This is a genomic window from Novimethylophilus kurashikiensis (genome assembly GCF_003112435.1).
Lineage (GTDB): Bacteria > Pseudomonadota > Gammaproteobacteria > Burkholderiales > Methylophilaceae > Novimethylophilus > Novimethylophilus kurashikiensis.
Genome location: NZ_BDOQ01000018.1, coordinates 75,105 through 98,714, shown reverse-complemented (window position 1 = coordinate 98,714; position 23,610 = coordinate 75,105). Strand labels below are relative to the sequence as shown.

General features: G+C 59.9%; 22 protein-coding genes. All 22 read right to left on the bottom strand.

Going from position 1 to position 23,610, the window contains the following annotated elements:
* Positions 1 to 161 precede the first annotated feature (161 nt).
* The 22 genes from NMK_RS14765 to mraZ all read right to left on the bottom strand — a co-directional run bounded on the left by NMK_RS14765 (position 162) and on the right by mraZ (position 23,266).
* Positions 162 to 1,391 (bottom strand): multifunctional CCA addition/repair protein, encoded by a 1,230-nt coding sequence (locus NMK_RS14765; protein ID WP_109016528.1) that lies wholly within the window; start codon positions 1,389 to 1,391, stop codon positions 162 to 164.
* Between the two features lie 26 nt (positions 1,392 to 1,417).
* Entirely contained in the window at positions 1,418 to 2,359 is a 942-nt protein-coding gene (locus NMK_RS14760) for a complex I NDUFA9 subunit family protein (RefSeq protein WP_109016527.1), read from the bottom strand.
* A 75-nt stretch (positions 2,360 to 2,434) separates the two neighbouring features.
* Entirely contained in the window at positions 2,435 to 4,408 is a 1,974-nt protein-coding gene (locus NMK_RS14755; protein ID WP_109016526.1) for a lytic transglycosylase domain-containing protein, read from the bottom strand.
* 39 nt (positions 4,409 to 4,447) lie between these two features.
* Entirely contained in the window at positions 4,448 to 4,630 is a 183-nt protein-coding gene (locus tag NMK_RS14750) for a hypothetical protein (RefSeq protein ID WP_109016525.1), read from the bottom strand.
* A gap of 21 nt (positions 4,631 to 4,651) precedes the next feature.
* Positions 4,652 to 5,566, bottom strand: coding sequence for a UDP-3-O-acyl-N-acetylglucosamine deacetylase (lpxC, locus tag NMK_RS14745; RefSeq protein ID WP_109016524.1), 915 nt, complete (start codon positions 5,564 to 5,566; stop codon positions 4,652 to 4,654).
* Between the two features lie 130 nt (positions 5,567 to 5,696).
* Positions 5,697 to 6,887: a cell division protein FtsZ gene (gene ftsZ / locus NMK_RS14740; RefSeq protein ID WP_109016523.1), complete on the bottom strand. Its 1,191-nt coding sequence runs from the start codon at positions 6,885 to 6,887 to the stop codon at positions 5,697 to 5,699.
* 97 nt (positions 6,888 to 6,984) lie between these two features.
* Positions 6,985 to 8,220, bottom strand: a complete 1,236-nt coding sequence (ftsA, locus tag NMK_RS14735) for a cell division protein FtsA (protein WP_109016522.1) — start codon at positions 8,218 to 8,220, stop codon at positions 6,985 to 6,987.
* A gap of 13 nt (positions 8,221 to 8,233) precedes the next feature.
* Positions 8,234 to 8,959 (bottom strand): cell division protein FtsQ/DivIB, encoded by a 726-nt coding sequence (locus NMK_RS14730; RefSeq protein ID WP_109016521.1) that lies wholly within the window; start codon positions 8,957 to 8,959, stop codon positions 8,234 to 8,236.
* Positions 8,949 to 9,863: a D-alanine--D-alanine ligase gene (locus tag NMK_RS14725; RefSeq protein ID WP_109016520.1), complete on the bottom strand. Its 915-nt coding sequence runs from the start codon at positions 9,861 to 9,863 to the stop codon at positions 8,949 to 8,951. Before NMK_RS14725 ends, NMK_RS14730 begins: the two co-directional genes overlap by 11 nt.
* 4 nt (positions 9,864 to 9,867) lie before the next feature.
* Positions 9,868 to 10,785: a UDP-N-acetylmuramate dehydrogenase gene (gene murB / locus NMK_RS14720; protein ID WP_109016519.1), complete on the bottom strand. Its 918-nt coding sequence runs from the start codon at positions 10,783 to 10,785 to the stop codon at positions 9,868 to 9,870.
* Positions 10,782 to 12,185, bottom strand: a complete 1,404-nt coding sequence (murC, locus tag NMK_RS14715) for a UDP-N-acetylmuramate--L-alanine ligase (protein WP_109016518.1) — start codon at positions 12,183 to 12,185, stop codon at positions 10,782 to 10,784. The genes murB and murC overlap by 4 nt, the downstream gene beginning before the upstream one ends.
* Positions 12,182 to 13,243, bottom strand: a complete 1,062-nt coding sequence (murG, locus tag NMK_RS14710; RefSeq protein ID WP_109016517.1) for an undecaprenyldiphospho-muramoylpentapeptide beta-N-acetylglucosaminyltransferase — start codon at positions 13,241 to 13,243, stop codon at positions 12,182 to 12,184. The genes murC and murG overlap by 4 nt, the downstream gene beginning before the upstream one ends.
* Positions 13,240 to 13,479 (bottom strand): hypothetical protein, encoded by a 240-nt coding sequence (locus tag NMK_RS14705; protein ID WP_109016516.1) that lies wholly within the window; start codon positions 13,477 to 13,479, stop codon positions 13,240 to 13,242. The genes murG and NMK_RS14705 overlap by 4 nt, the downstream gene beginning before the upstream one ends.
* On the bottom strand, positions 13,476 to 14,636 hold the full coding sequence (gene ftsW / locus NMK_RS14700) for a putative lipid II flippase FtsW (RefSeq protein ID WP_109016515.1): 1,161 nt from the start codon (positions 14,634 to 14,636) through the stop codon (positions 13,476 to 13,478). Before ftsW ends, NMK_RS14705 begins: the two co-directional genes overlap by 4 nt.
* A complete protein-coding gene (gene murD, locus NMK_RS14695) occupies positions 14,636 to 15,991 on the bottom strand; it encodes a UDP-N-acetylmuramoyl-L-alanine--D-glutamate ligase (RefSeq protein ID WP_109016514.1) in 1,356 nt (451 codons plus the stop codon). Before murD ends, ftsW begins: the two co-directional genes overlap by 1 nt.
* Positions 15,988 to 17,091, bottom strand: a complete 1,104-nt coding sequence (gene mraY / locus NMK_RS14690) for a phospho-N-acetylmuramoyl-pentapeptide-transferase (protein WP_109016513.1) — start codon at positions 17,089 to 17,091, stop codon at positions 15,988 to 15,990. Before mraY ends, murD begins: the two co-directional genes overlap by 4 nt.
* Positions 17,082 to 18,458, bottom strand: coding sequence for a UDP-N-acetylmuramoyl-tripeptide--D-alanyl-D-alanine ligase (locus tag NMK_RS14685; protein ID WP_306419347.1), 1,377 nt, complete (start codon positions 18,456 to 18,458; stop codon positions 17,082 to 17,084). Before NMK_RS14685 ends, mraY begins: the two co-directional genes overlap by 10 nt.
* A complete protein-coding gene (locus NMK_RS14680) occupies positions 18,455 to 19,897 on the bottom strand; it encodes a UDP-N-acetylmuramoyl-L-alanyl-D-glutamate--2,6-diaminopimelate ligase (RefSeq protein ID WP_109016512.1) in 1,443 nt (480 codons plus the stop codon). Before NMK_RS14680 ends, NMK_RS14685 begins: the two co-directional genes overlap by 4 nt.
* A complete protein-coding gene (locus NMK_RS14675) occupies positions 19,894 to 21,615 on the bottom strand; it encodes a peptidoglycan D,D-transpeptidase FtsI family protein (RefSeq protein WP_109016511.1) in 1,722 nt (573 codons plus the stop codon). The genes NMK_RS14680 and NMK_RS14675 overlap by 4 nt, the downstream gene beginning before the upstream one ends.
* On the bottom strand, positions 21,616 to 21,888 hold the full coding sequence (gene ftsL, locus NMK_RS14670) for a cell division protein FtsL (RefSeq protein WP_109016510.1): 273 nt from the start codon (positions 21,886 to 21,888) through the stop codon (positions 21,616 to 21,618).
* Complete coding sequence (rsmH, locus tag NMK_RS14665; RefSeq protein ID WP_181376300.1) at positions 21,885 to 22,823, bottom strand: 16S rRNA (cytosine(1402)-N(4))-methyltransferase RsmH; 939 nt, start codon at positions 22,821 to 22,823, stop codon at positions 21,885 to 21,887. Before rsmH ends, ftsL begins: the two co-directional genes overlap by 4 nt.
* Complete coding sequence (gene mraZ / locus NMK_RS14660) at positions 22,820 to 23,266, bottom strand: division/cell wall cluster transcriptional repressor MraZ (protein ID WP_109016509.1); 447 nt, start codon at positions 23,264 to 23,266, stop codon at positions 22,820 to 22,822. The genes rsmH and mraZ overlap by 4 nt, the downstream gene beginning before the upstream one ends.
* Between the last annotated feature and the right edge of the window lie 344 nt (positions 23,267 to 23,610).

Genomic DNA, 23,610 nt, shown 5'->3' with positions numbered 1-23,610 from the left:
AACTTCAGATTGTGTGGGGGAAAAGTATTTAGCGCGCAACGCGCAGCAGCAGACCGGCCAGAAGTAGGCCGTAGTGCGGGAGGGACAACGTAATGTAGCGGTTGAAAAACATAGTGGCTCGAATATAAACGGAAATTTTGGCGAGCGCAAGCTGCGCCGATTTAGATTTCGATCCGCGCCGAAGCCACGTATTCCTTCACGGCAGTAAGCCGGGCCGCCTGCACAGCTTCGCGGATTTTCTCAGGCGTGCTCTGCTGCCTGGCGACTTCGCCGGCATTGACCGACAACGCCGCTTGCAGCGTGCCTTGCAGATATGCGGCTTGGGGAAAGGGCTTATCCTCGAATCCCAACCTGCCGCGCGAATCGCTTTCGCAAGCCTGCAGAAAGGCTGCGAAGCGCTCCGTCTGGCGGAAAGCATCGGTGTCCTGCAACAACTGGAGCAGCGTTTCTGGCCGCATTTCGTGGCAGCGATGGACTTTTCCGTGCAGTTTGGCAACGATGAGCGCCAAGTCGCGGCAGTCGTTGGGCACCTTGATGCGCTTGCACAGGTCGCGCACCAGATGGACGCTACGCTCCTCATGGCCGATGTGCCGCGGCAATACGTCTTTGGCCGTCGTGCCCTTGCCCAAGTCATGGGTCAAGGCGGCAAAACGTACCGCGAGGCTGTAGTTCTGGCTGGCGGCATAATCCACCACCATCATCACGTGAACCCCCACATCGATCTCGGGATGGTGCTGCGGCGGTTGTGGTACGCCGAAAAGACGGTCGATTTCCGGCAAAATCTTCGCCAGTGCGCCACATTCGCGCAAGGCAATGAACATGTGGGAAGGCGCGGCTTCCATCAGCCCCTTGGCGATTTCCTGCCAGATACGCTCAGGCACCAAGGCATCGACCTCACCGTTGTCCACCATATCGCGCATCAAAGCCAGGGTTTCGGGTGCCACCTGGAATCGCGGGAAACGCGCGCCGAAACGAGCTGCCCGCAAGATGCGCACCGGGTCCTCCACAAAAGCATGGCTGACATGCCGCAGCACACCGGCTTTCAGATCGGCCGCGCCGCCGTATGGGTCAATGAGGTTACCTTCGTCGTCGCGAGCGATGGCATTGATGGTGAGGTCGCGCCGTGCCAGATCCTGCTCCAGCGTGACATCCGGGTCGGCATACACCTGGAACCCCTTGTAGCCGCGCGCCGTCTTGCGTTCGGTGCGGGCCAGGGCGTACTCCTCGTGGGTATCAGGATGCAGAAAGACGGGAAAATCCTTGCCGACAGGACGGAATCCCTGGGCCACCATTTGCTCGGGGGTCGCACCGACCACGACGAAGTCTCTATCCTTGACCGGCAACCCCAGCAGTTCGTCCCGAACCGCGCCGCCTACACAGTAGGTTTGCATGTCAATGGACCACCTTTACGCGCATGCTACCGTCCGGCATTGGAGCGGAATTGCATATAGCCGTTACGCGGGCTATTGCATCCCAGGTACTGTGGCGCGACAGCTTCGAGCGGCGAAGGCTTGATGCCAAAGACGGCCGGAAATTCGCAGTCGCACACACTATCGACCGACATCGACTGTAAATTATCCCGCGTCAACAATTTGACCGGGAGCAGTTCCATGAATCGCGCCTGCCAATAGGACAGGCGATCGCCCAGCCCGATGACCTTGGGTTTACGGCCACCGCATTGCCCGGCGTACTCCACCAGCGCCTGCAAGGTATAGATTCTAGGACCGCACAAGTCGTAGCTTTGCGCGATAGTTTGCGGCTCGTTAACGCTCGCGGCGACCGCCTGCGCAAGATCTTCCACCCAGATCGGCTGGAACCGGGCCTGGGGCTTGGCCAGGAACAAGAACGGCATCCACCGTGCCAGTTGGGCGAACATGGTGAGGAAACTGTCGCCCCGGCCGAACACTACCGAAGGCCGGAAGATGGTCCAGCGCAGGTTGGATTGCTTGACGGCGACTTCCCCCTCCCCTTTCGAGCGCAAGTAGACGCTGGGGCCGTTCACATCCGCATTCAAGGCACTCACATGCAGCAGTCGCTCGATGCCAAGCTCGCAACAGGCGGCGACTACTCGACGCGGAAACTCGGCGTGAATGGCGGAAAAGCTGGCTTTGCCGCTTTGGTGAAGTATCCCGAGGAGATTGATGACGGCCTCGGCCCCGGCCAGATGCTTAAGCAGCGCGGCATCGTCCCTGACGTCGCACTCGATCACCTGGACGTTGGGAAGAAGGATGAGATGCTTGGCGGATTCGCGGCGTCGCGTCAGTACCTTGACGCGAAAACCCGCGGCATCCAGCTGATGGACGATGTGGCAACCGATGAAACCCGCGCCGCCTAGGACGCAAACGTTACTGATCTGCATGGCATTCCCGTTTTTGCGATGTCGCCTGCTAGTTTAGCGCATCGCAAAAGGGTTGCCAGCGAGTTGTAGCGAGGTTTACTCGGAGGCGAGATCTTCGCTGTTCGGCGGGTCTGACGGATTACCTACCGGCCCGACAGTACCGATGCGCTGCTTGAAAGACAGCAGTTTCTGCCCCAGGCGATGGGCGTAGAAATGGGCATTGCTCATGACTTTCAGCACATAGTCGCGGGTTTCGATAAATGGGATGGTCTCGGCATAGATTGCGCCTTCCATCGGCTTGGTATCGGCCCAGCGCTTGGGTCTGCCAGGGCCTGCGTTATAGGCCGCCGTGGCCATCAGCACCTGCCCGTTCATCTGATCCAGCACATGACGCAGATAGTAGGTGCCGAGCTGGATATTGGTATCCGCGCGGGCAATCAGGCCGGGGTGATAGTCCACCAGCCCGATGCGCTTGGCAATCCACTTGGCCGTCGCTGGCATCACCTGCATCAAGCCTGACGCGCCCACGCCGGAACGGGCGAAATTAACGAATCGGCTCTCCTGACGGATCAAGCCGTAGACCCAGGCTTCATCCAACTGGTTGTCGCGCACGTAGCCGTCCATCATGTCGCGGTAGGGCGTGGGGTAACGCAAGGCCAGGTCATGGGTGAGCGCAGTCTTCTCGGCCGTATTGATGGCGACGTCGTACCACTCTTGCCGAAACGCCAAGTCGGCGGCAGCGAGCAGTTGCTTGTCGTCGAAATCCCGCACAGCCATCTGCCACTCGGTCTTGGCTTCCCAACGCATGTCGAGTTGCAGCAACTCCAATGCACGACGAACACCCGGCTGCTGTTGGATCGCGGCAATTTCCGCATCCGTTGCACGATAGGACGGCGGCGGCGCGCTCATCACGTCGCCCAGCTCTTCCTCTGCCAGGATGCCGTAGAAACTATGCTCGCGCGACAACGGAATGAACAAGGCATTGGCGCTGACGACATTGTTTTTTTCCTTGAGTGCTCGGCCCTTCCAATAGCGCCACCCGGATTCGTCCTGCTGAGGCTGCGCCATATCGGCGATGGTCGCAAGCACGCCATCCCAATTCTTGACGCGCAGATTGGCCCGCGCCTTCCAGGCCAATTGCTCGGCATCGAGCTTTACGTCGTCGGCCTTGGCATAGAGATCGAGTGCGCTGGGGTCATGCAACCGCGCTGCGTGCAGCGCGAGGCGTCCCCAAGCATAGGCTTGCATCTCGCGGTTGTAATTGCCGTGAATCTTGTTCCAGTAATCCACCGCAAGCGAGGGCTTGGTACGTGCCACGCGCTCCATCGCAAATAAGGCCAATTCGCGGCCCAGCTTGGAACTCAAGGGGATGGTATTTTTTTCCAGCGCACGCTGCGGGTTCTCGTAGACCTTGTCGTAGAGCTTCAGCATGGCGGCACTCGGCGATTCGGAAAGATAACGCGAGGCCGACTTGGCGACCGTCATGCGGTTGGCCTGGAAAGCGAGGCGCATGCGCGCCCAGACATCGGCATCGGTCAATGCGCCATTGTCCTTCATGGCAGCATAAAGCTTGTCGCAATTGCTGGGCTGGTCGAAGCTCACCATCCACAGCGGCTTAGCGACCTCCAGCGCGCCGGTTTCGCCTTGCACATAGCGTCCGTAGGCCGCATAGCAACTCACCGACGGATCGTCTTTCTTCAGGTTGGGGAGTTCGTCGAAAAACTGTTTCCACGCTTGCTGCTTTCCCTGGTTTTTCAGCCACTCGGTACGTACGCGGTCGGCAAAAGGGTAATCGCCGTACTTGCCGAGAAATGCCTGTACATCGTCGGGGTTGGCTTTGTCCAGATGCAACAGCATCAGCCAGTAGTCGAGGTAGGGAGCAAGTATGTAGCTTTGCGCTTGGAGGCGCTCTTCGTATTGCGCCAGCGCCTTGTCGTCACGCACCTTGTAAGCGGCGCGGGCGGCATTGAAGAGATCCTGCTCTGGGGTTGCCTGCGCTTGCAAGCTGACGAGTCCCAACACTCCGGCGGTGAAGACGGAGACAAGACCAACGGCGAATGACTTGAACATCGACACAGAATTACCTGCCAAACGCAAACTTACCAAAATTCAGAGCAGGATGAACCGCCCTGCCATAAAGACTGCGGCGACCACCAAGCCCAGCACTAGGCCGAACTTGAACAATTGCCATGCGAAAAGCAACCAGCGGCGATCGCCTGTAATGAAATAAACGCCGAGGCCGACGATGATGGAAACAAGCCCCAGGCCCAACAACAGGCGCATCAGCAGCATGGCCGCTCCGATACTGAGAAATTAAGCGGTTTGTGCCAGAAGCTGGACAAACCCACGAGGCGCCTCTTCAGGACGGTCGAAGGTGGCATATTCCCAGGCGGTGCTATCAGCCAATAACGTCCGCAACAGACGATTATTGAGGGCGTGGCCAGATTTATATGCGGTAAAGGAAGCCAGCAAGGGATGGCCCAGCATGTAGAGGTCGCCGATGGCGTCGAGCGCCTTGTGGCGAACGAACTCGTCCTCGTAACGCAGGCCGTCTGAATTGAGGATGCGGTATTCGTCCAGTACCACCGCGTTGTCCAGGCTGCCGCCCCGCGCCAGTCCCATGGCTCGCAAGGCTTCGACTTCACGCATGAAGCCGAAAGTACGAGCGCGGCTGATTTCCTTGACGTAGGAGTTCTCGGCGAAGTCGATGCTCACGGCCTGCTGGCCGTGCTCGAACACGGGGTGGGCAAAATCGATGGTGAAGCGCATTTTGAACCCGTGGTAGGGCTCGAAACGCACCCACTTGTCGCCGTCCTGAACTTCGATGGTTTTCTTGATGCGGATGAATTTCTTCAGCGCATTCTGCTCGACGATGCCGGCAGACTGCAGGAGAAAAACGAAAGGTCCCGCGCTGCCGTCCATGATGGGCAGTTCTGAGGCCGAGATATCGACATAGGCATTGTCGACCCCCAGGCCCGCAAATGCGGACATCAGGTGTTCCACGGTGCCCACGCGCACGCCGTTGAGGTCGAGCGTGGTGGACAGGCGGGTATCGTTCACATGGTGCGGCGTAGCCTTGATTTCCACCGGGCTGGGCAGGTCGACCCGACGGAACACGATCCCGGTGTCGGGTGCGGCAGGACGCAAGGTGAGGTAAACCTTGTCCCCGGTATGCAAGCCGACGCCGGTGGCGCGGATGATGTTTTTAAGACTACGCTGCCTGAGCACGCAAACTGACCTTTTAGTTAATCTCCTGAATCATAGCATAAATCGCAAGCTCCCCAGAATCGAGGAGGCCAACAGGAGCGTGCGGTTTCACCTTGATTTTGTTCTCCTATCGGTACTCCAGACCCAAGCTTTAATCGGCTTGCTTGCGCAGGAATGCCGGAATATCCATCTCTTCGATGCCGGAACCGCGCATCATGTCGGCTTGTGCACGGCGATTGCTCACCATGACGGCCGGCGTCACTTCGCTGGTTACCGCACCGCCGAAAATGATCGGCTCGTCGTGCGTACCGGTACGTGCCACGGCGTTCGCCATACCATTGTTGACGGCCAGCGTCGGGCGTACCTTCTGCGAAGCAGCGCTGCTCAAACCGGTCGCCACCAGCGTGATGCGCAGATCGTCGCCCAGCGAGTTGTCGAACACGTTACCGAAGTAGACGGAAGCATCTTCTGCGGTGAACTCCTTGATGGTGTTCATTACTTCGTAGAACTCGTCCATCATGAAGCTGTCTTCGCTTGCCGAGATATTCACGAGAACGCCGCGAGCGCCCTTGAGGTTGACGTTCTCGAGGAACGGGCTATTGACGGCTTGTTCGGCTGCGATGCGTGCACGGTTTTCGCCGCTGGCGGAAGCCGAGCCCATCATGGCCATACCGTTTTCGCCCATCACGGTACGCACGTCGGCAAAGTCCACGTTCACCATGCCGTAACCGTTGATGATTTCGGCGATGCCGGAAACAGCGTTGTGCAGCACGCCGTTGGCAGCGCGGTAAGCGTCTTTCAGCGTGACGCGGCCGCCCAGCACCTGCATCAAGCGCTCGTTCGGCACGATCAACAGCGAATCGACGCTCTTGGACAGCATGGAAATACCGTCGTCGGCCAACATTTTTCGATTATTCTCGAAGGAGAAAGGCTTGGTCACGACCGCCACGGTCAGGATTCCCATTTCCTTTGCCACTTCGGCCACCACCGGTGCAGCACCTGTACCGGTACCGCCGCCCATGCCGGCGGCGATAAACAGCATATCGGCGCCTTCGATGGTTTCGGCGATGCGGTCACGGTCTTCCAGTGCGGCTTCGCGGCCCACGTCAGGTTTGCCGCCTGCGCCCAGGCCGCGGGTCAAGCTCGCGCCCAGTTGCAATTGCACTTCGGAACGGCTGCGCTTCAGCGCACCCATATCGGTATTGGCGCTGATGAACTCCACGCCGGATACGCCCATGTCGATCATGTGTTCGACTGCATTGCCGCCGCAACCGCCCACGCCCATGACCTTGATCACAGCTTTGTCAGCCGGCCGGTCCACGATTTCGAAATCAAACGACATCTCTCTTTTCCTCCTCTTTCTGTCTGCCCGTTAAAGATTGCCTAAAAACTACCTTGCTTATTGCAGCAGAGCCCTCTCTGCCACAACACTTCTAAAATCAGAAATTCCCCTGGAACCACTGTTTCATGCGATCCCACACACGTTCGAACGAATTCGTCTCCAGCTGCACCTGCAGATGGCGTTCCAACTGCTGCTTGCCCATCAACACCAAGCCCACACCCGTGGAAAAACGCGGATTGCTGACCACTTCGGTCAACCCGCCCACCTTGCCCGGCAAGCCCAGCCGCACTGGCATATGCAGGATTTCCTCACCCAACTCGACCATTCCGCGCATGATCGCGGAACCGCCGGTAATGACGACGCCGGAGGCGATCATTTCCTCGAAACCGCTACGGCGCAGCTCGGCCTGCACCATGGTGTAGATCTCTTCCACGCGTGCCTCGATAACCTCCACCAGCGTCTGATGGGAGAGTTGACGCGGCTCGCGGCCGTCCACACCCGGCACTTCCACGATTTCGCGCGGATCGGCGAGTTGCTGTAGCGCACAACCGTGGGCGATCTTGATTTCCTCGGCGTATTGCGTCGGCGTACGGAACGCCACCGCAATATCATTGGTGATCTGGTCGCCGGCGATAGGAATCACACCGGTATGGCGAATGGCGCCCTGCTTGAACACCGCGATATCCGTAGTGCCGCCGCCAATATCAACAAGGCACACGCCCAGCTCTTTTTCGTCTTCCGTAAGCACCGCCATGCTCGATGCCAGCGGTTGCAGCACGAGGTCGTTGACCTCCAGCCCGCAGCGCTTCACGCACTTGACGATGTTCTGTGCAGCCGCCACGGCACCGGTGACGATATGTACCTTCACTTCCAGCTTCATGCCGCTCATGCCGAGCGGCTCGCGCACGTCTTCCTGGCCATCGATGATGAATTCCTGGGTCAGGATGTGCAGGATCTGCTGGTCGTTGGGCAGGCTCACCGCTTGCGCCATTTCGATCACGCGGTCGACGTCCATCTGCATGACCTCGCCGTCCTTAATCTTCACCACGCCATGCGAGTTGATGCTCTTGATATGGCTGCCGGCAATGCCGGTGTAGACCGATGCGATCTTGCAGTCCGCCATGAGTTCGGCCTCTTCCAGCGCCCGCTGGATGGCGGCGACCGTGGAGTCGATATTGACCACCACGCCCCGTTTCAGGCCGCGCGACGGATGTTGTCCCAGGCCGATGATCTTGATATCGCCCTCCTCTTGCATCTCGCCCACGATAGCGACGATCTTGGAGGTCCCGATATCCAGACCGACGATTAGATTTTTGTGCTCTCTACCCTTCATGTACCTCTCCATATCAGGACACCTTCCTGGTGCCTGTCACCTGCATTTCAGGCTTGCGCACCGCGAACCCATTGGGGTACCGCAGATCGACATAACGTACCGGCGCCGCCAGGTTTTCCAGCGTGCGCGCATAGACCGCAGCGAAGCGTTTCAGACGCTCTTCTACATGTTCCCGTCCCAGTTCGAGCACCATGCCTTTATCCGTCCCTATCTCCCAGGCGCGACGCGGGGTCAACGCCACTTGCGTCACCCTGAGTCCCGTGGGTTTCAATAACTCGCCGTAGCTCTGGTAGTGCTCGGCCACTTCCCGCACCTCGTCGCCCGGCCCGTAAAACACCGGCAGATCCTTGTCCGATGCGGCATGAAACAACTCGCCATAAGTGTTCACCAGGGCGATGTTGCCCCAGCGCGCCAGCTCCTGATGCTCCTCGATCTGCACTTCCAGCCGATCCGGCCAACGCCGCCGCACGCTCACGTTGCGCACCCAGGGCAGCTTCTCGAAGGCGTTGCGCGCCTTCACCAGATCCAGCGTAAAAAAGTTGCCCTGCAAATGCCGGCCAACGATCAACCGCAACTGCTCGCGCGTGACGTGTTGCAATTCGCCGTTCACCTTGACTTCCCGCAACGGAAAGATCGGCAGGTGCACAACCACGAACAACATGCCGTAAAGCAGCATCACCGCTGCCAGCGAATACAGCAGGTTGGCGATCCACAGCAGGGCTGCGGGTTTATCCCACATGCGCCAGCTCCAGGATGCGCAACACCAATTCGTCGAATTCAATTCCCGCGGCGCGAGCACCCATCGGCACGAGGCTGTGGTCGGTCATGCCGGGCGAGGTATTCGCCTCGAGGAAGTAATGCTTGCCGTCCTCGTCCATCAAGAAGTCGATGCGTCCCCAGCCTTGGCCGCCCAGTACACGGAACGCTTGCAGCGCTTCGGCGCGAATGCGGTCTTCCACATCCTTGGGCAAACCGCATGGGCACAGGTACTGCGTGTCGTCGCGCAAATACTTGGCTTCGTAGTCGTAGAACTCGTTGCCCGGCACGATGCGAATCGCGGGCAAGACCTGGTCGCCCAGAATGCCGACGGTGTACTCGCCGCCACCCACAAATTTCTCCGCGATCACCAAACTGTCGTACTTGGCGGCTTCTTCATAAGCGGCCTTCAGGCCACCCGACGCCTTGACCTTGCTAATGCCGATACTGGAGCCTTCGTTGGCGGGCTTCACGAACAGCGGCAGCCCGAGACGCGCTTCCACCGCGGCGAAGTCGCTGTCGGCATCGATCAATTCGAATGCCGGGGTAGTAACGCCGGTGGCCTGCCAAACCAACTTGGTCCGCCATTTGTCCATGCCCAATGCCGAAGCCGTCACACCGCTGCCGGTATAGGGAATGCCCAGCAGTTCCAGATACCCCTGCACCGTGCCGTCCTCGCCGCCGCGGCCATGCAGCGCGATGAATACGCGGTCGTAGCCTTCCAGGTCGTGCAACGGACGTTCCGCCGGATCGAAGGGGTGCGCATCCACGCCGCCGCGCTTCAGCGCCGCCAGTACGGCATTACCGCTCTTGAGCGATACCTCACGCTCGGCTGATTTACCGCCGAACAACACCGCTACTTTTCCGAAATTACGCAAATTGCTCATGTACTCATTGCAAGGGCTTGGCGTTACGAATGCGCCGCCTAACCCTGCGTTCCTCTCCGATAATCTTCACTTCGCGCTGCAGATCGAAGCCTGTTTTCTCCAGTACCGTGTCATGCACGTGGCCGATCAGCACCTCGACATCCGCCGCCCTCGCCTCGCCGATATTGACGATGAAGTTGGCGTGCTTTTCCGATACCTGCGCGTCCCCGATGCGGTAACCCTTAAGCCCGCAGGATTCGATCAACCGCGCGGCATAGTCACCTTCCGGGTTACGGAACACCGACCCGGCGTTGGGCAGGTTGAGCGGCTGGGTTTCCAGTCGTTTAGCCAACAGCTGCTTGATCTTCTGCTCCGCTTCGGTGGCTTCCCCTGCTGGCAATTCGAACCAAGCGGCGATGAACCACTCCTCGCCGGGCAGTCCCACATGGCGATAGCCGATTTCCAGGTCGACCTGGGTACGCTCGAACACTTGTCCGTTGCGGTCCATGGTGAGGGCACGGTGCACCACATCCCAAGTTTCGCCCCCGTGGCAGCCGGCGTTCATCGCCAATGCGCCGCCCACCGTACCGGGAATCCCGGCCAGGAATTCCGCGCCGTGCAGATGCTGCTTGGCGGCGAATTTGGCCAGCTTGGCGCAGGTCACGCCGGCCTCGGCATAAACGCGTCCCTGGTCCATCCGCAAGGTATCCAACGCTCCGCCGTGCAGCATCACCACCGTGCCACGCACGCCGCCGTCGCGAACCAGCAGATTGGAACCCAGCCCGACGAAATACACCGGCTCGCCGTGGGGAAGGCTCTGCAAAAAGGTCGACAAATCTTCCCAGCCCGCTGGAATATAGAGACGATCTGCCTTGCCCCCGGTGCGCCAACTGGTGTGGCGGCTCATGGGTTCGTCGAGCATCAGCTGGCCTTGTAGCTTCATTCGGCGGCGCCTCCCAGTTCTCGCGTTTTGGCAGCAACCTGGCCGATGGAGCCTGCGCCCATGACGATGACCACATCGCCTTCCTGCGCGACGTCCAGAATCGCCTCAGGCAATTCGGCCGTGGTTTCCACAAATACCGGTTCAAGCTTGCCGGTGAGACGCAATGAACGAACCAAAGTCCGTCCGTCGGCTGCGACGATGGGCGTCTCACCCGCTGAATACACTTCGGTGAGCAACACGGCATCGGCGCTCGACAGCACCCTGACGAAATCCTCGAAACAATCACGCGTCCGCGTATAGCGGTGCGGCTGGAAGGCCAGCACCAGCCGGCGGTCCGGGAACGCGCCGCGGGCAGCATTGATGACCGCTTGCATCTCGACCGGGTGATGGCCGTAATCATCGATCAGCGTAAACTGCCCGCCAGTCTTGGCCTTGACCTCGCCGTAGCGCTGGAAGCGGCGTCCCACGCCCTTGAAATCACCCAGCGCCTTCACGATGGCGGCATCAGGCACGTTCAACTCGCTGGCAATCGCTATCGCGGCCAAGGCGTTCAATACGTTGTGGGTGCCAGTCAGGTTCAGGGTCACGTCGAACTCGGTAGTCACGCCGTTGATGCGCTGCACCGTGAACTTCATCTGGCTGCCTTCGGCACGGACGTTGATAGCGCGAATGCGCGCATCTTCCGAAAAACCGTAAGGCATTACCGGTTTGGTGACGCGCGGCAGGATGGCCCGGACATTAGGGTCATCCACGCACAACACCGCCATGCCCCAGAAAGGTAGGCATTGCAGGAACTCGACGAAGGCTGATTTCAGCTTCTCGAAATCCTGCCCGTAGGTTTCCATGTGGTCGGCGTCGATATTGGTGACGATGGCCAATACCGGCGACAAATGCAGGAAAGATGCGTCCGATTCGTCGGCTTCCACCACGATGTATTCGCCAGCGCCGAGCCGGGCATGCGTGTTGGCCGATTCCAACCGGCCGCCGATGACGAAGGTCGGGTCCATGCCCGCTTCGGCCAGGATGCTCGCGACCAGGCTGGTCGTCGTGGTCTTGCCGTGCGTGCCGGCGATAGCGATGCCCTGACGGAAGCGCATCAATTCGGCCAGCATCATGGCGCGGGGGATGACAGGAATCTTCTTTTCGCGTGCCGCAATGACTTCCGGATTGGCTTCATTGACGGCGGTTGAGACCACCACGACGTCGGCATCGCCCAAATGTTCGGTCGCATGGCCCTGATAGACCTTGGCGCCAAGTTCGATCAGGCGGCGCGTCGTCGCGTTGTCCGCCAGGTCGGAACCGCTCACGGCAAAGCCCAGGTTGAGCAGCACCTCGGCAATGCCGCTCATGCCGGAACCGCCGATGCCCACGAAATGGATGTTTTTGACTTTGTGCTTCATGCCGCTAATTCCTCGCAAATCCCGGCGACCGCCTCGGTCGCATACGGCTTGCCCAGGGTGCGTGCCTTGTTGGCCATCGCCAGCAAGGTCTCGCGGTTAAAGTGCTGCAACAGTTGCGCCAGCTTCTGCGGCGTGAGTTCCGGCTGCGGCATCAGGACGGCTGCATCGTGCTCGCTGAGATAGCGGGCGTTGCCGGTTTGGTGATCGTCCACGGCATGCGGGAACGGGACCAGCACACTGGCGACACCGACCGCTGCCAGTTCGGCAATCGTCAACGCACCTGCACGACAAATCACCAGATCGCTCCAGGCATACATCCCCGCCATGTCGTCGATGAAGGCGCGGGTTTCCGCTTCCACTCCGGCACGGGCGTAGTTGTCGTTGAGCGTATCGATGTGTTTGACGCCAGCCTGGTGAATCACACGCGGGCGCTGCTCCGCCGGCAACAGGGCCAACGCTTGCGGCACCACTTCATTCAACACCTGCGCCCCCAGGCTACCGCCCACTACCAGCAAGCGGAGCCGTCCTTCGCGCCCCGCAAACCGTTCGTCCGGCAAGGCCGTGCCGACGATATCGCTTCGGACCGGATTACCCACCAGCGTGGCCTGCTCGCCGAACGCAGAGGGGAACGCCGCCAGCACGCGCCGAGCAAAACGCGACAGCGCCTTGTTAGTCAGTCCTGCAACCGAGTTTTGTTCGTGGATCACCAACGGACGACGCTGAATCCAGGACATCAATCCGCCCGGGAACGCAGCAAATCCGCCCATGCCTAGCACCACATCGGGCCGATGCTCGCGCAAGGCCGCGAGGCTTTGACGACAGGCCACCCACAGGCGCTTCGGCAGCATCAACCACCGCATGACGCCATTGCCCCGCACACCGCGCATCTGGATCGTCGCGACGGAATAGTCTTTACCGTCGATGAGGCGGTTTTCCATACCGCCCTCCGTCGCCAGCCAGACAATCTTCCAGCCTTTGGCCTTCAGTGCATCAGCCACCGCCATCGCCGGATAGACGTGTCCGCCCGTGCCGCCAGCCATCACCATGAGCGTGCTCATATGGGCATCCCCTTGGCGATGCTTCCATTTTGGCTACGGCCGCCGCTTCGCGGCTTAACTTGCTCTCGCAAGTTAGCCTCCGCCGAAACCGCCGGATCACTTTTTACGACCTCTTTGGCGTTTTGGTTTTGGCTACGGCCGCTACGCTTAACTTCGTCTGCGACGAAGTTAGCCTCCGCCGAAACCGCCGGACCTTTGTTCCTCGCCAAGAGCGCCATTACGATGACCTGTTTCATATGGGCATCCCCTTGGCGATCCGGCGGTTTTCCCAATCCACTCGCATCAGCACTGCCAGCGCAACGCAGTTGGCCACGATGCCGCTGCCTCCGAATGACAGCAGAGGCAAGGTCAACCCCTTGGTGGGTAGCAGGCCCATGTTGACGCCGATGTTGATAGTGGCCTGTACGCCGAGCCAGACGCCGATACCCTGCGCCAGCAAGGCCGAAAAATGGCGGTCGTTGAGGATGGCTTCCTTGGCGATGCTGAAGGCACGCACGATGATCCAGGCGAACATGAGCACCACGGCGAGTACGCCGACGAAGCCGAGTTCTTCGGCGATGACGGCGAGCAGGAAGTCGGTATGCGCTTCCGGCAAGTAGAGTAGTTTTTCCACGCTGGCACCCAACCCCACGCCCAGCCATTCACCACGACCGAAGGCGATGAGGGCATGCGAGAGCTGGTAGCCCTTGCCGAAAGGATCGGCCCAAGGGTCCATGAACCCGGTGATGCGCTGCAAGCGGTACGGCGAGCTCCAGATCAGGAGGATGAAACCCACCACCAGCATCGCCAACAACCCGATGAAGATGCGCACGTTGATGCCGCCCAGCCACAGAATGGAAATCGCAACCGAGGCGATCACGGCAAAGGCGCCGAAGTCCGGCTCGCGCAGCAGCAGCCCGCCGACCAGCAGCATGACGCCCAGCATGGGCATGAAGCCCTTGGTAAAGCTCGACATATAGGCCGCCTTGCGTACCGTGTAGTCGGCGACGTACATGGCGGCGAACAGTTTCATGAATTCAGACGGCTGCAAGGTGGCGACCACCAGCGGAATCCAGCGACGGCTGCCGTTGACCTCGCGCCCGATGCCGGGAATCAGCACCAATACCAGCAATGCCAGGCCGATCAGGAACAAATACGGCGCGCCTTGCTGCCAGACCTTGGTGGGCACCTGGAATGCCGCCAGTGCGGCCATGCCACCGATGCCCAGGTAGAGCGCATGGCGAATCAGGAAGTAGGTCGATTGATGGCCGGTCATCTTGTCGGCCTCGGCCATAGCGATGGACGCTGAATACACCATGACCAGGCCGAATCCCAGCAACAGGAGCGATGCCCATAGCAAGCCTTCGTCATAGGCCGTGGCCACGATGCGATCCTTGCGCGAGACCACGTACATCAGGCGGCCTCCTTTTGCAGTTGCCGCACGGCTTGCACGAACACTTCGGCGCGGTGCGCATAGTTGCGGAACATGTCAAAGCTTGCGCATGCGGGCGACAGCAAGACGGCATCGCCTTGCTGGGCGACCTGGCTCGCCAGTTGCACGGCATCTTCCAGCGTCTTGGCCTGAAGTAGCGGAACGCCCGCCTCGCTGACGGCCTTGCCGATTTGAGGGCCATCGCGGCCGATCAGCACCACGGCACGGGCGTTTTGCGCGACCGGTTCACGCAACGGCGCGAAATCCTGGCCTTTGCCGTCGCCGCCGGCGATCAGCACTACCTTGCGGGGCAGTCCGGCGATGGCGGCGCATGTTGCGCCGACGTTGGTGCCCTTGGAATCGTCGTAGTAGGCCACGCCGTCAACTTCGGCCACCCATTCGACGCGGTGCGGCAAGCCTTTGAATTCGCGCAGGGCAGTCAAGAGCGGGGCCATATCAAGGCCGATAGCCCGGCACAATGCGAGGGCTGCCAGGGCATTTGCAGCATTGTGCAGGCCGGTGATACGCATCTCGGCCGTATCGAGCAGACGTTGCTCTCCCTGCCCCAGCCACAGCGTATTTTCATGGGCGATTAAACCGAAACCCTCGCCTTGCGGCGCATCGGTGCCAAAGCTCACGACCGAGCGGCCCGGCAAGGCCATACTGCGGCTCCATTCGTCCTCGCGGTTCAGCACCTGCACGCCGTTCCCGAAGAACACACGGGCCTTGGCCGCGGCATAGTCTTCCATGCCGTCGTACCGATCCATGTGGTCTTCGGTGACATTGAGCACGGTCGCCGCATCGGCATGGAGGCTCGACGTGGTTTCCAGCTGGAAGCTCGACAGTTCCAGCACATAAACGTCGGCAGGCGGCTCCAGCACGTCCAGCACCGGCAAACCGATGTTGCCCGCCACGACCGTCTTGAGTCCGGCTTGCTCGCACATGGCGCCAACCAGCGTGGTCACCGTGCTCTTGCCGTTGGCGCCGGTAATTGCGATGACTTTGGACTGCGGCAACTTGTATTGGGCGAACAATTCCACGTCGCCCACCACCGGAGTCCCGTGCTTCAACGCGGCCTGGATTTCCGGCTCGGCGAGCGGTACACCGGGGCTGGCGACGATGACATCGGCAGCCTCGAACACTTCGCGGCGGAACGGGCCGAGGTGGATCGTCGCATCCGGCAACTCGGCCTTCAGCGTTGCCAAGCCGGGCGGCGTTTCGCGCGTGTCGGCGACGGACAAACGGGCGCCCTGGCGCTTCAGCCAGCGCAATGCCGAGAGGCCGGTCTCACCCAGCCCCAGCACCAGTACCCGTTTGTCCTTGAGTTGCAGTTTCATCTGAGTTTCAGCGTAGAAAGCCCGACCAGCACCAGCATCATGGTGATAATCCAGAAGCGGACGACGACCTGCGTCTCCTTCCAGCCCTTTTGTTCATAGTGGTGGTGCAGCGGTGCCATCAGGAAGATGCGCCGCCCTTCACCGTACTTGGCCTTCGTGTACTTGAAATAGGTCACTTGCGCCGCTACGGACAAGGTCTCGATCACGAAGACGCCGCCCATAATGAACAGCACGATTTCCTGACGAACGATGACGGCCACCACGCCCAGTGCCGCACCCAGCGCCAAGGCACCCACGTCGCCCATGAAGACTTCGGCGGGATACGCGTTGAACCAGAGGAAGCCCAGTCCGGCCCCGGCCATAGCCGTGCAGAAGATCGCCAATTCGCCGGCACCCGGTACGTTGGGAATGCCCAGATATTTGGAGAAGTAGAGGTGGCCCGCCGCATAGGCAAAGATCGCCAGCGCCGTGCTAACCAGCACCGTCGGCATGATGGCGAGGCCGTCCAGGCCGTCGGTGAGATTGACTGCGTTGCTGCTACCCACGATGACCAGATAGGTCAGCACCACGAAGCTCACGCCACCCAGCGGGAACACCAGATGCTTGAAGAACGGCACGATGAATTCGGTATGTGCGGGCAAGGTCGCCATCGAGAATAGATAGATCGCGGCACCGCCGCCCACCACTGATTGCCAGAAATACTTTTCCTTGGCCGACAGCCCCTTGGGATTGCGGTGCACCACCTTGCGCCAGTCGTCCACCCAGCCAATGACGCCGAAGCCCAGCGTAGTCGCCAGGACCACCCAAACGTAGCGGTTGGAAAGATCAGCCCACAGCAGGGTCGAAATCGCGATCGCCACCAGGATCAACGCGCCGCCCATGGTCGGCGTACCGGCCTTGACCAGATGGGTTTGCGGGCCGTCATCACGCACGGCCTGGCCAACCTTGTATTCGGTCAATTTGCGGATAAGCTTGGGCCCGACCACGAACGAGATCAGCAACGCCGTCATGGTGGCGAGCACCGCACGTAGCGTGATGTAGTTGAAAGCGTTGAATGCGTGGATATCATGCGATAGCCAGCGTGCGAGCATCAGCAGCATGATGCCTCCTGTTGTAATAGTTTCTCGACAACTCTTTCCATGCGCATGAAACGCGAGCCTTTCACCAATACCGTGGTATCGGCGTCGAGTTCGCCTTTCAGCTCCTCCCAGAGCGTTTCTACCGAATCGAAGCGCTGCGCCGCCGCGCCGAATGCGCCGACTGCGTTTTGCGTCAATTCGCCTAATGCATACAAGCGATCGATACCGGCCGTCCTGGCCGCCTCGCCGATCTCCGTATGCAAGCGGGGAGCATCCGAACCCAGTTCGCCCATGTCTCCCATCACGAAGATTTTTTTGCCCGGTGCCTTCGCTAACACCTGGATCGCGGCCCGCATGGAGGCAGGGTTGGCGTTGTAGGTGTCGTCGATGACCGTGCTTCCGCAGCAGCCCCCCTTGCGTTGCAGTCGCCCCTTGACCCCGCCGAACTGATTTAAGCCTGCAGCGATATGCTGAGGTGCAACCCCCATCGCCAGAGCTGCCGTCGTTGCTGCGATTGCGTTGCGGACATTGTGCAAGCCGGGTACGGGTAGTTGCACGGCGATAGATCCTTGTGGAGTTTTGAGCATAACCGCGCTGTTTTCAGCTTCTAGCTGATAGTCCGCACTTACGTCTGCAGGATTGTCCAGGCCGAAGGTCTTGATGTTGTACTGCGCCGCCAACGACTTCCAGAAACTTGCAAAGGCGTCATCGGCGTTGATGGCAGCGATGCCGCTTGCATCCAATCCTTCGAAAATCTCGCCCTTGGCACGTGCTACTGCGTCGACACTGCCCAAGCCTTCCAGGTGAGCTGGCTGCGCATTGTTGATGAGCGCCACAGAGGGCTTGGCAAGACGCGTCAAATAAGCGATTTCGCCCAGATGGTTCATGCCCATCTCAATCACAGCGTAGCGGTGCTGCGGCCCCAGCTTTAACAGCGTAAGCGGCAGGCCGATGTCGTTGTTGAGGTTACCTTCGGTGGCCAGCACGGCATCAACCCCGGACGCTGCTCGCAGGATGGAAGCGAGCATTTCCTTGACCGTGGTTTTGCCGTTGCTGCCGGTGACGGCGGCAACAGGAATGTCGAACTGGCTGCGCCAGTAGGCAGCAAGGCGACCGAGGGCAAGACGGGTATCGTCTACCGCGATGAGCGGTTGAGCCGTCGCTGCAACACTTTCCACCCAGCTTGCATCGACCAAGGCTGCGGCTGCGCCTTGTTCCAGGGACTGCAAAACGAAATCGTGACCGTCGAACCGTTCGCCCTTGAGCGCCACGAACAGCGCACCGAACGGAATCTTGCGGCTATCGGTCGTGACGCCGTCGAAACTTGCATCCGGGCCGATCAGGCGTCCGCCTAGTGCTTGCACAGCTTGGCTCAGCGTCATGCTCATGACGACCTCCTCATGCTGTCCAAGACGCGTTGCGCGACTTCAAGATCGCTGAACGGCAATTTCTCATCGCCGATTTGCTGATAGGACTCGTGCCCCTTACCCGCGAGCAACACAATATCGCCCGCCTTGGCTTCGCGAATTGCGGCATCAATGGCGGCCGCGCGGTCTTCTTCGATGCGGTAATCGGCATCCATGCCAGCGACGATTTCATTGATGATCTCGCGTCCGTTCTCATGGCGCGGGTTGTCGGAAGTTACGAAGGCGAGATCGGCCAGGCGCGATACAACGCCACCCATCAACGGCCGCTTGCCTTTATCGCGATTGCCGCCGCAGCCGAACACGCAAATCAGTTGCCCGCGGCATTGTTCGCGCAGGCTGAGCAGTACTTTTTCCAGGGCATCCGGGGTGTGGGCGTAATCGACGACGACCAGCGGCAGTTCATCGCCACCGAGCTGCTGCATGCGTCCCGCTACCGGTCGAATTTCACGCATGACATCGATGGCTTGCTGTAACGGCACATCCGAAACCAGCAAAGTCGCGAGTACCGCTAGGGCGTTGCAGGCGTTGAAACGGCCGAGGACCGGCAAATCGAGTTGCCCTTCGCCCCAGGGCGTCATCACCGCCATGGCGATGCCAGTCTCGTCTAGGCTTAAGGCAGAACCCCGCACATCGCCCTGTTCGAACCCGTAGGTCAGTACACGGCGACCTTGTGCAATCTGCTCGGCGGCGATGCGCACGCCGAACGCGTCGTCGGCATTCACTACAGCGCATTTCAAATCGGGCCAATCGAACAACTGGGCCTTGGCGGCGGCGTAGTCTTCCATGCTGCCGTGGTAATCCAGATGGTCGCGCGACAGATTGGTCAACACCGCGACATCGAAATGCACGCCGTTGACACGGCCTTGGGCCAGGCCGTGGGAAGACACCTCCATCGCCACGGCGTTTGCACCTTGTTGGCGGTAATCCGCAAGCTGCGCTTGCAGCAAGATGGGATCGGGTGTGGTGTTGGGCGAGGGCTGGAGCGCTTGCGGAAAACCGTTACCCAAGGTGCCGATCAGAGCCGTGGGCTTACCGCAACGGCTCAGGCACTGGGCCAACCAATGGCTGCATGAAGTCTTGCCGTTGGTGCCGGTAATGCCGACCATCCATAGCGCTTGCGAAGGCATGCCGAAATATTCACCGGCAATGCGGCTGACTTCACCACGCAATCCAATGACCGGGATATTGGGAAGTGTGCAATCTGCCGGCCAGGCGTATCCATCGGCTTCCCATACCACGGCCGCGGCACCGTGCTCGATGGCAGCATTGATGTATTGGCGTCCATCAGCGCTTTCGCCCGCATAAGCCAGGAACACATCACCAGCCTGAACCTGGCGGCTGTCGCTGACCAGGCGCTTGGGCTGGATGCCGACATCGAGTAATTGTTGAATTACGCTCATACCACCTCCTTCACTTCCTGAGCGTCCTCAGGTGGTATGACAATATTGTTGGTCGGCGCATCCTGCGGCACGGCCAATTTTCTCAAGGCCTCGCCCATCACGGCGCTGAACACCGGACCGGCAACCGAGCCACCGTAATACTGGCCGTCGCTCGGCTCGTCGATCATGACAGCGATAATGAGACGCGGATTAGAGGCAGGTGCCATGCCGATAAAGGAAGCCACATAGCGATTGCTGGCGTATTGGCCATCCACCAGTTTGTGTGCAGTCCCGGTCTTGCCCGCCACACGATAGCCCATGACTTGCGCCTTAGGTGCCGTACCGCCAGGCTGGACGACGAGTTCCAGCATGCCTCGCACCGTTTGAGCGGTTTGCGAGGAAATCACATGCTGACCGATGGGCGGCTCTTTAAGTTTTAGCAACGAGATCGGCTTGATCTCGCCATCATTGGCAAAAATGGTATAAGCCCGCGCCAATTGGAGCAGGCTGAGGCTGATGCCGTGGCCGTAGGACATCGTGGCTTGCTCGATGGGCTGCCAATGCTGCCAGGGCCGCAGACGTCCCGCCGCCTCGCCTGGGAAGTTGGCGTGGGCAGACTCGCCGAAGCCCACCTCGTTGAACATATTCCACAAGGTGTGCGGCTGGAGCGATAGCGCCATCTTGGCAGCGCCGACGTTTGACGACTTCTGGATGACGTGCGCCACATCGATGACACCCGCCGGGTGCGCATCGTGAATGGTACGACGGCCGATGGTCAACGTCCCGTTACCGGTATCGATCATGGTATCTGCACGGTAAGTACCCGCCTCAAGCACCGCGGCCGCAGTAAAAGGCTTGAGTGTGGATCCGGGCTCGAAGATATCCACGATGGCACGGTTGCGCGAGCGTCCGGCAATATTCACCGGATTATTCGGGTTGTAAGCCGGCTGGTTGGCCAGCGCCAGAACCTCGCCGGTACGGCTGTCGAGCACGATGATGCCACCCGCCTTCGCTTTGTGCTGCTCGACGGCGCGGGAAAGCTCGCGATATGCCAGATATTGAATGTTGCGATCGATGGATAAGGAGAGGTCGCGTCCGTCCTGCGGAACCTTGACGGCTTCCTGATCCTCGATGATGTGGCCTTGCCTGTCCTTGATGACGCGGCGGCTGCCGGCTTTGCCTGACAGCCAATCCTGGTAGGCGAGCTCCATGCCCTCCTGACCCTTGTCATCCACACCTGTAAACCCGATCAAATGCGCAGCCACATCGCCGGCCGGGTAGAAACGACGGTATTCGCGCTGCAGGAAAACACCCGGAATACCTAGCTGCATGACCCGTGCGGCTTCTTCCGGCGGCATGCGGCGCTTGAGGTAGACGAATTCGCGGTCGCTGTTTTCCAGCTTCTTGCTGAGTTCGGAAGGCTTTATGCGCAGCAATTGCGCCAGATTCTTGAGCTTATCGGTATTGATCGTCACGTCCGGCGGGCTGGCCCAGACGGATTCGACAGGCGTGCTGATGGCCAAGGCCTCGCCGTTGCGGTCGATAATCATGCCGCGGTGGGCCGAAAGCACAAGGGTCCGGCTGTAGCGTGCATCACCCTTCTGCTGGAGAAAGTCGGTGCGCATCCCCTGCAGATAAACGGCACGGCCCAGCAACACCGTCAGGCACGCCAGCAGCGCGATCAGCAGCGTGCGGCGCCGCCAGGCCGGGAGCAGGACGATGGGCTGGGCGCGAGCCATTTAGTGGACGCCCTCCGGTGGAACGATCTGGATACGTGCAACCTCAGGCACTTGCATGTGCAAATGTCCGGTAGCGATTTGTTCGATACGCGAATGCATGGCCCAAGTGCTTTGCTCGAGCTGGAGCTGCCCCCACTCGATATCGTACTGGCGCGACATGTCCTGCAACTGCTGCAACTCGATATAGAGTTTGCGCGCCCGGTGCTGGGTACTGACGATTCCCAGCGCGCTGCATATGGCGATGGCAAACAGGATCAAGTTGAGTCGCGTCATGCCGCTGCCGTCCTTTCCGCCACACGCAGGACGGCGCTGCGAGCACGCGGATTGACCGACAACTCTTCATCGGATGCATGAACCGCTTTGCCCACGGCCACGAGACGGGGCGGCGGAAGATCGGCAGCACGCACGGGAAAGTTGGACGGCAAATTGTCGCGGTCCTGCTGACTACGGATGAAGCGCTTGACGATGCGGTCTTCCAGCGAATGAAAGCTGATGACTGCGAGCCGCCCGCCGGGGGCGAGCAGGTCGGCGCACTGAGGTAAGGCTAACGACAATTCCTCAAGCTCCTGATTGAGGAAAATCCGTAGAGCTTGAAATGTGCGCGTCGCCGGGTCCTGACCAGGCTCGGCTTTGGGGATCGCACCTGCCACGAGCGCGGCAAGTTGTCGAGTTGTGCCAAGGGGCTGCCCCCCTGTGCGAGCCGCAACAATCGTCCTTGCAATCTGTTTAGCAAACCGTTCTTCACCATATTCTTTTATCACCTCCCGAATTTGTTGTTCGGACGCTGTTGCTAGAAATTCCGCAGCCGTTTGGCCGCGACTTTGATCCATGCGCATGTCGAGCGGGCCGTCGAAGCGGAAACTGAATCCGCGGTCGGCCTCGTCGATTTGGGGAGAGGACACGCCGATATCGAGCAGCGCGCCGTCGATTTGATTGATTCCCAGCCCGCGCACTGCTTCGCCGATTTGGCTGAAAGCGCTGCGGACTGCCGTAAAGCGAGGGTCGCCGATAGCATTGGCAGCGGCAATCGCCGCCGCATCGCGATCCAAGGCGATCAATCGACCCTGGGGGCCCAAACGCTCGAGAATCGCACGGCTGTGACCGCCTCGCCCGAAGGTGCCGTCCACATAGACGCCATCGGGCTTGATATCCAGTGCGGCAACCGTCTCTTCTAGCAGTACCGGGATATGCTGCGAGCCCAGGCTCACAGCGAGAAACCCTCGAGTTCGGACGGCAGTTCCATGCCGTCGCCTGCCATGGCCTGCTCGAGCTGGGCTTTCCAGCTCTCCATGCTCCACAGCTCGAAATGGCTGCCTTGGCCCACCAGCATCGCTTGCTTTTCCAAACCGGCGAATTCGCGCAGTGCCGACGAAATCAGCAAGCGACCGGCGCTATCGAGGTCGAGATCCTCGGCATAACCGACCAATAGACGTTGGAGCGCACTGGATTGACGATCAAAACTGGAAAGCGACATGACCTTCGCCTGGATAGGCTCCCAAGCCGGCTGGGGATAAAGCAGAAGGCAGCGATGCGGATGCGCAGTGAGCACGACGCGACCAGCGGACTCGGCGAACAGGGCGTCGCGGTGACGGCTTGGCACAGCAAGCCGCCCTTTGGCATCCAGATTCAATGATGTCGCGCCGCGAAACATGGCACCCCTTTAGTTAAACGATCGGGTCATAAAAGGAAGCTGTCAGCCGCCCTTAGCCTCAGCTGACAGCTCCCACAAAAACCCACTTTCTCCCACTTGCGCCCACTATAGTTAAAAAAAATGCGCGATGCAAGCTCTTTCTCAGCATTTTTCCTTTACGACTCAATCACTTACATGCAAATCATGAGAAAATAAAAATCATTAAAAATGAATGACATACAAAAACAACTGAAAGTAAGTTGTTAAGCTCGAGCAGCACAACTGCCTCGCCACTCGGATCATCTAGCTAAATTCATTTTTCCCACCACCTGGAAATATCACTCCCACTTGCAAAAATCCGATAA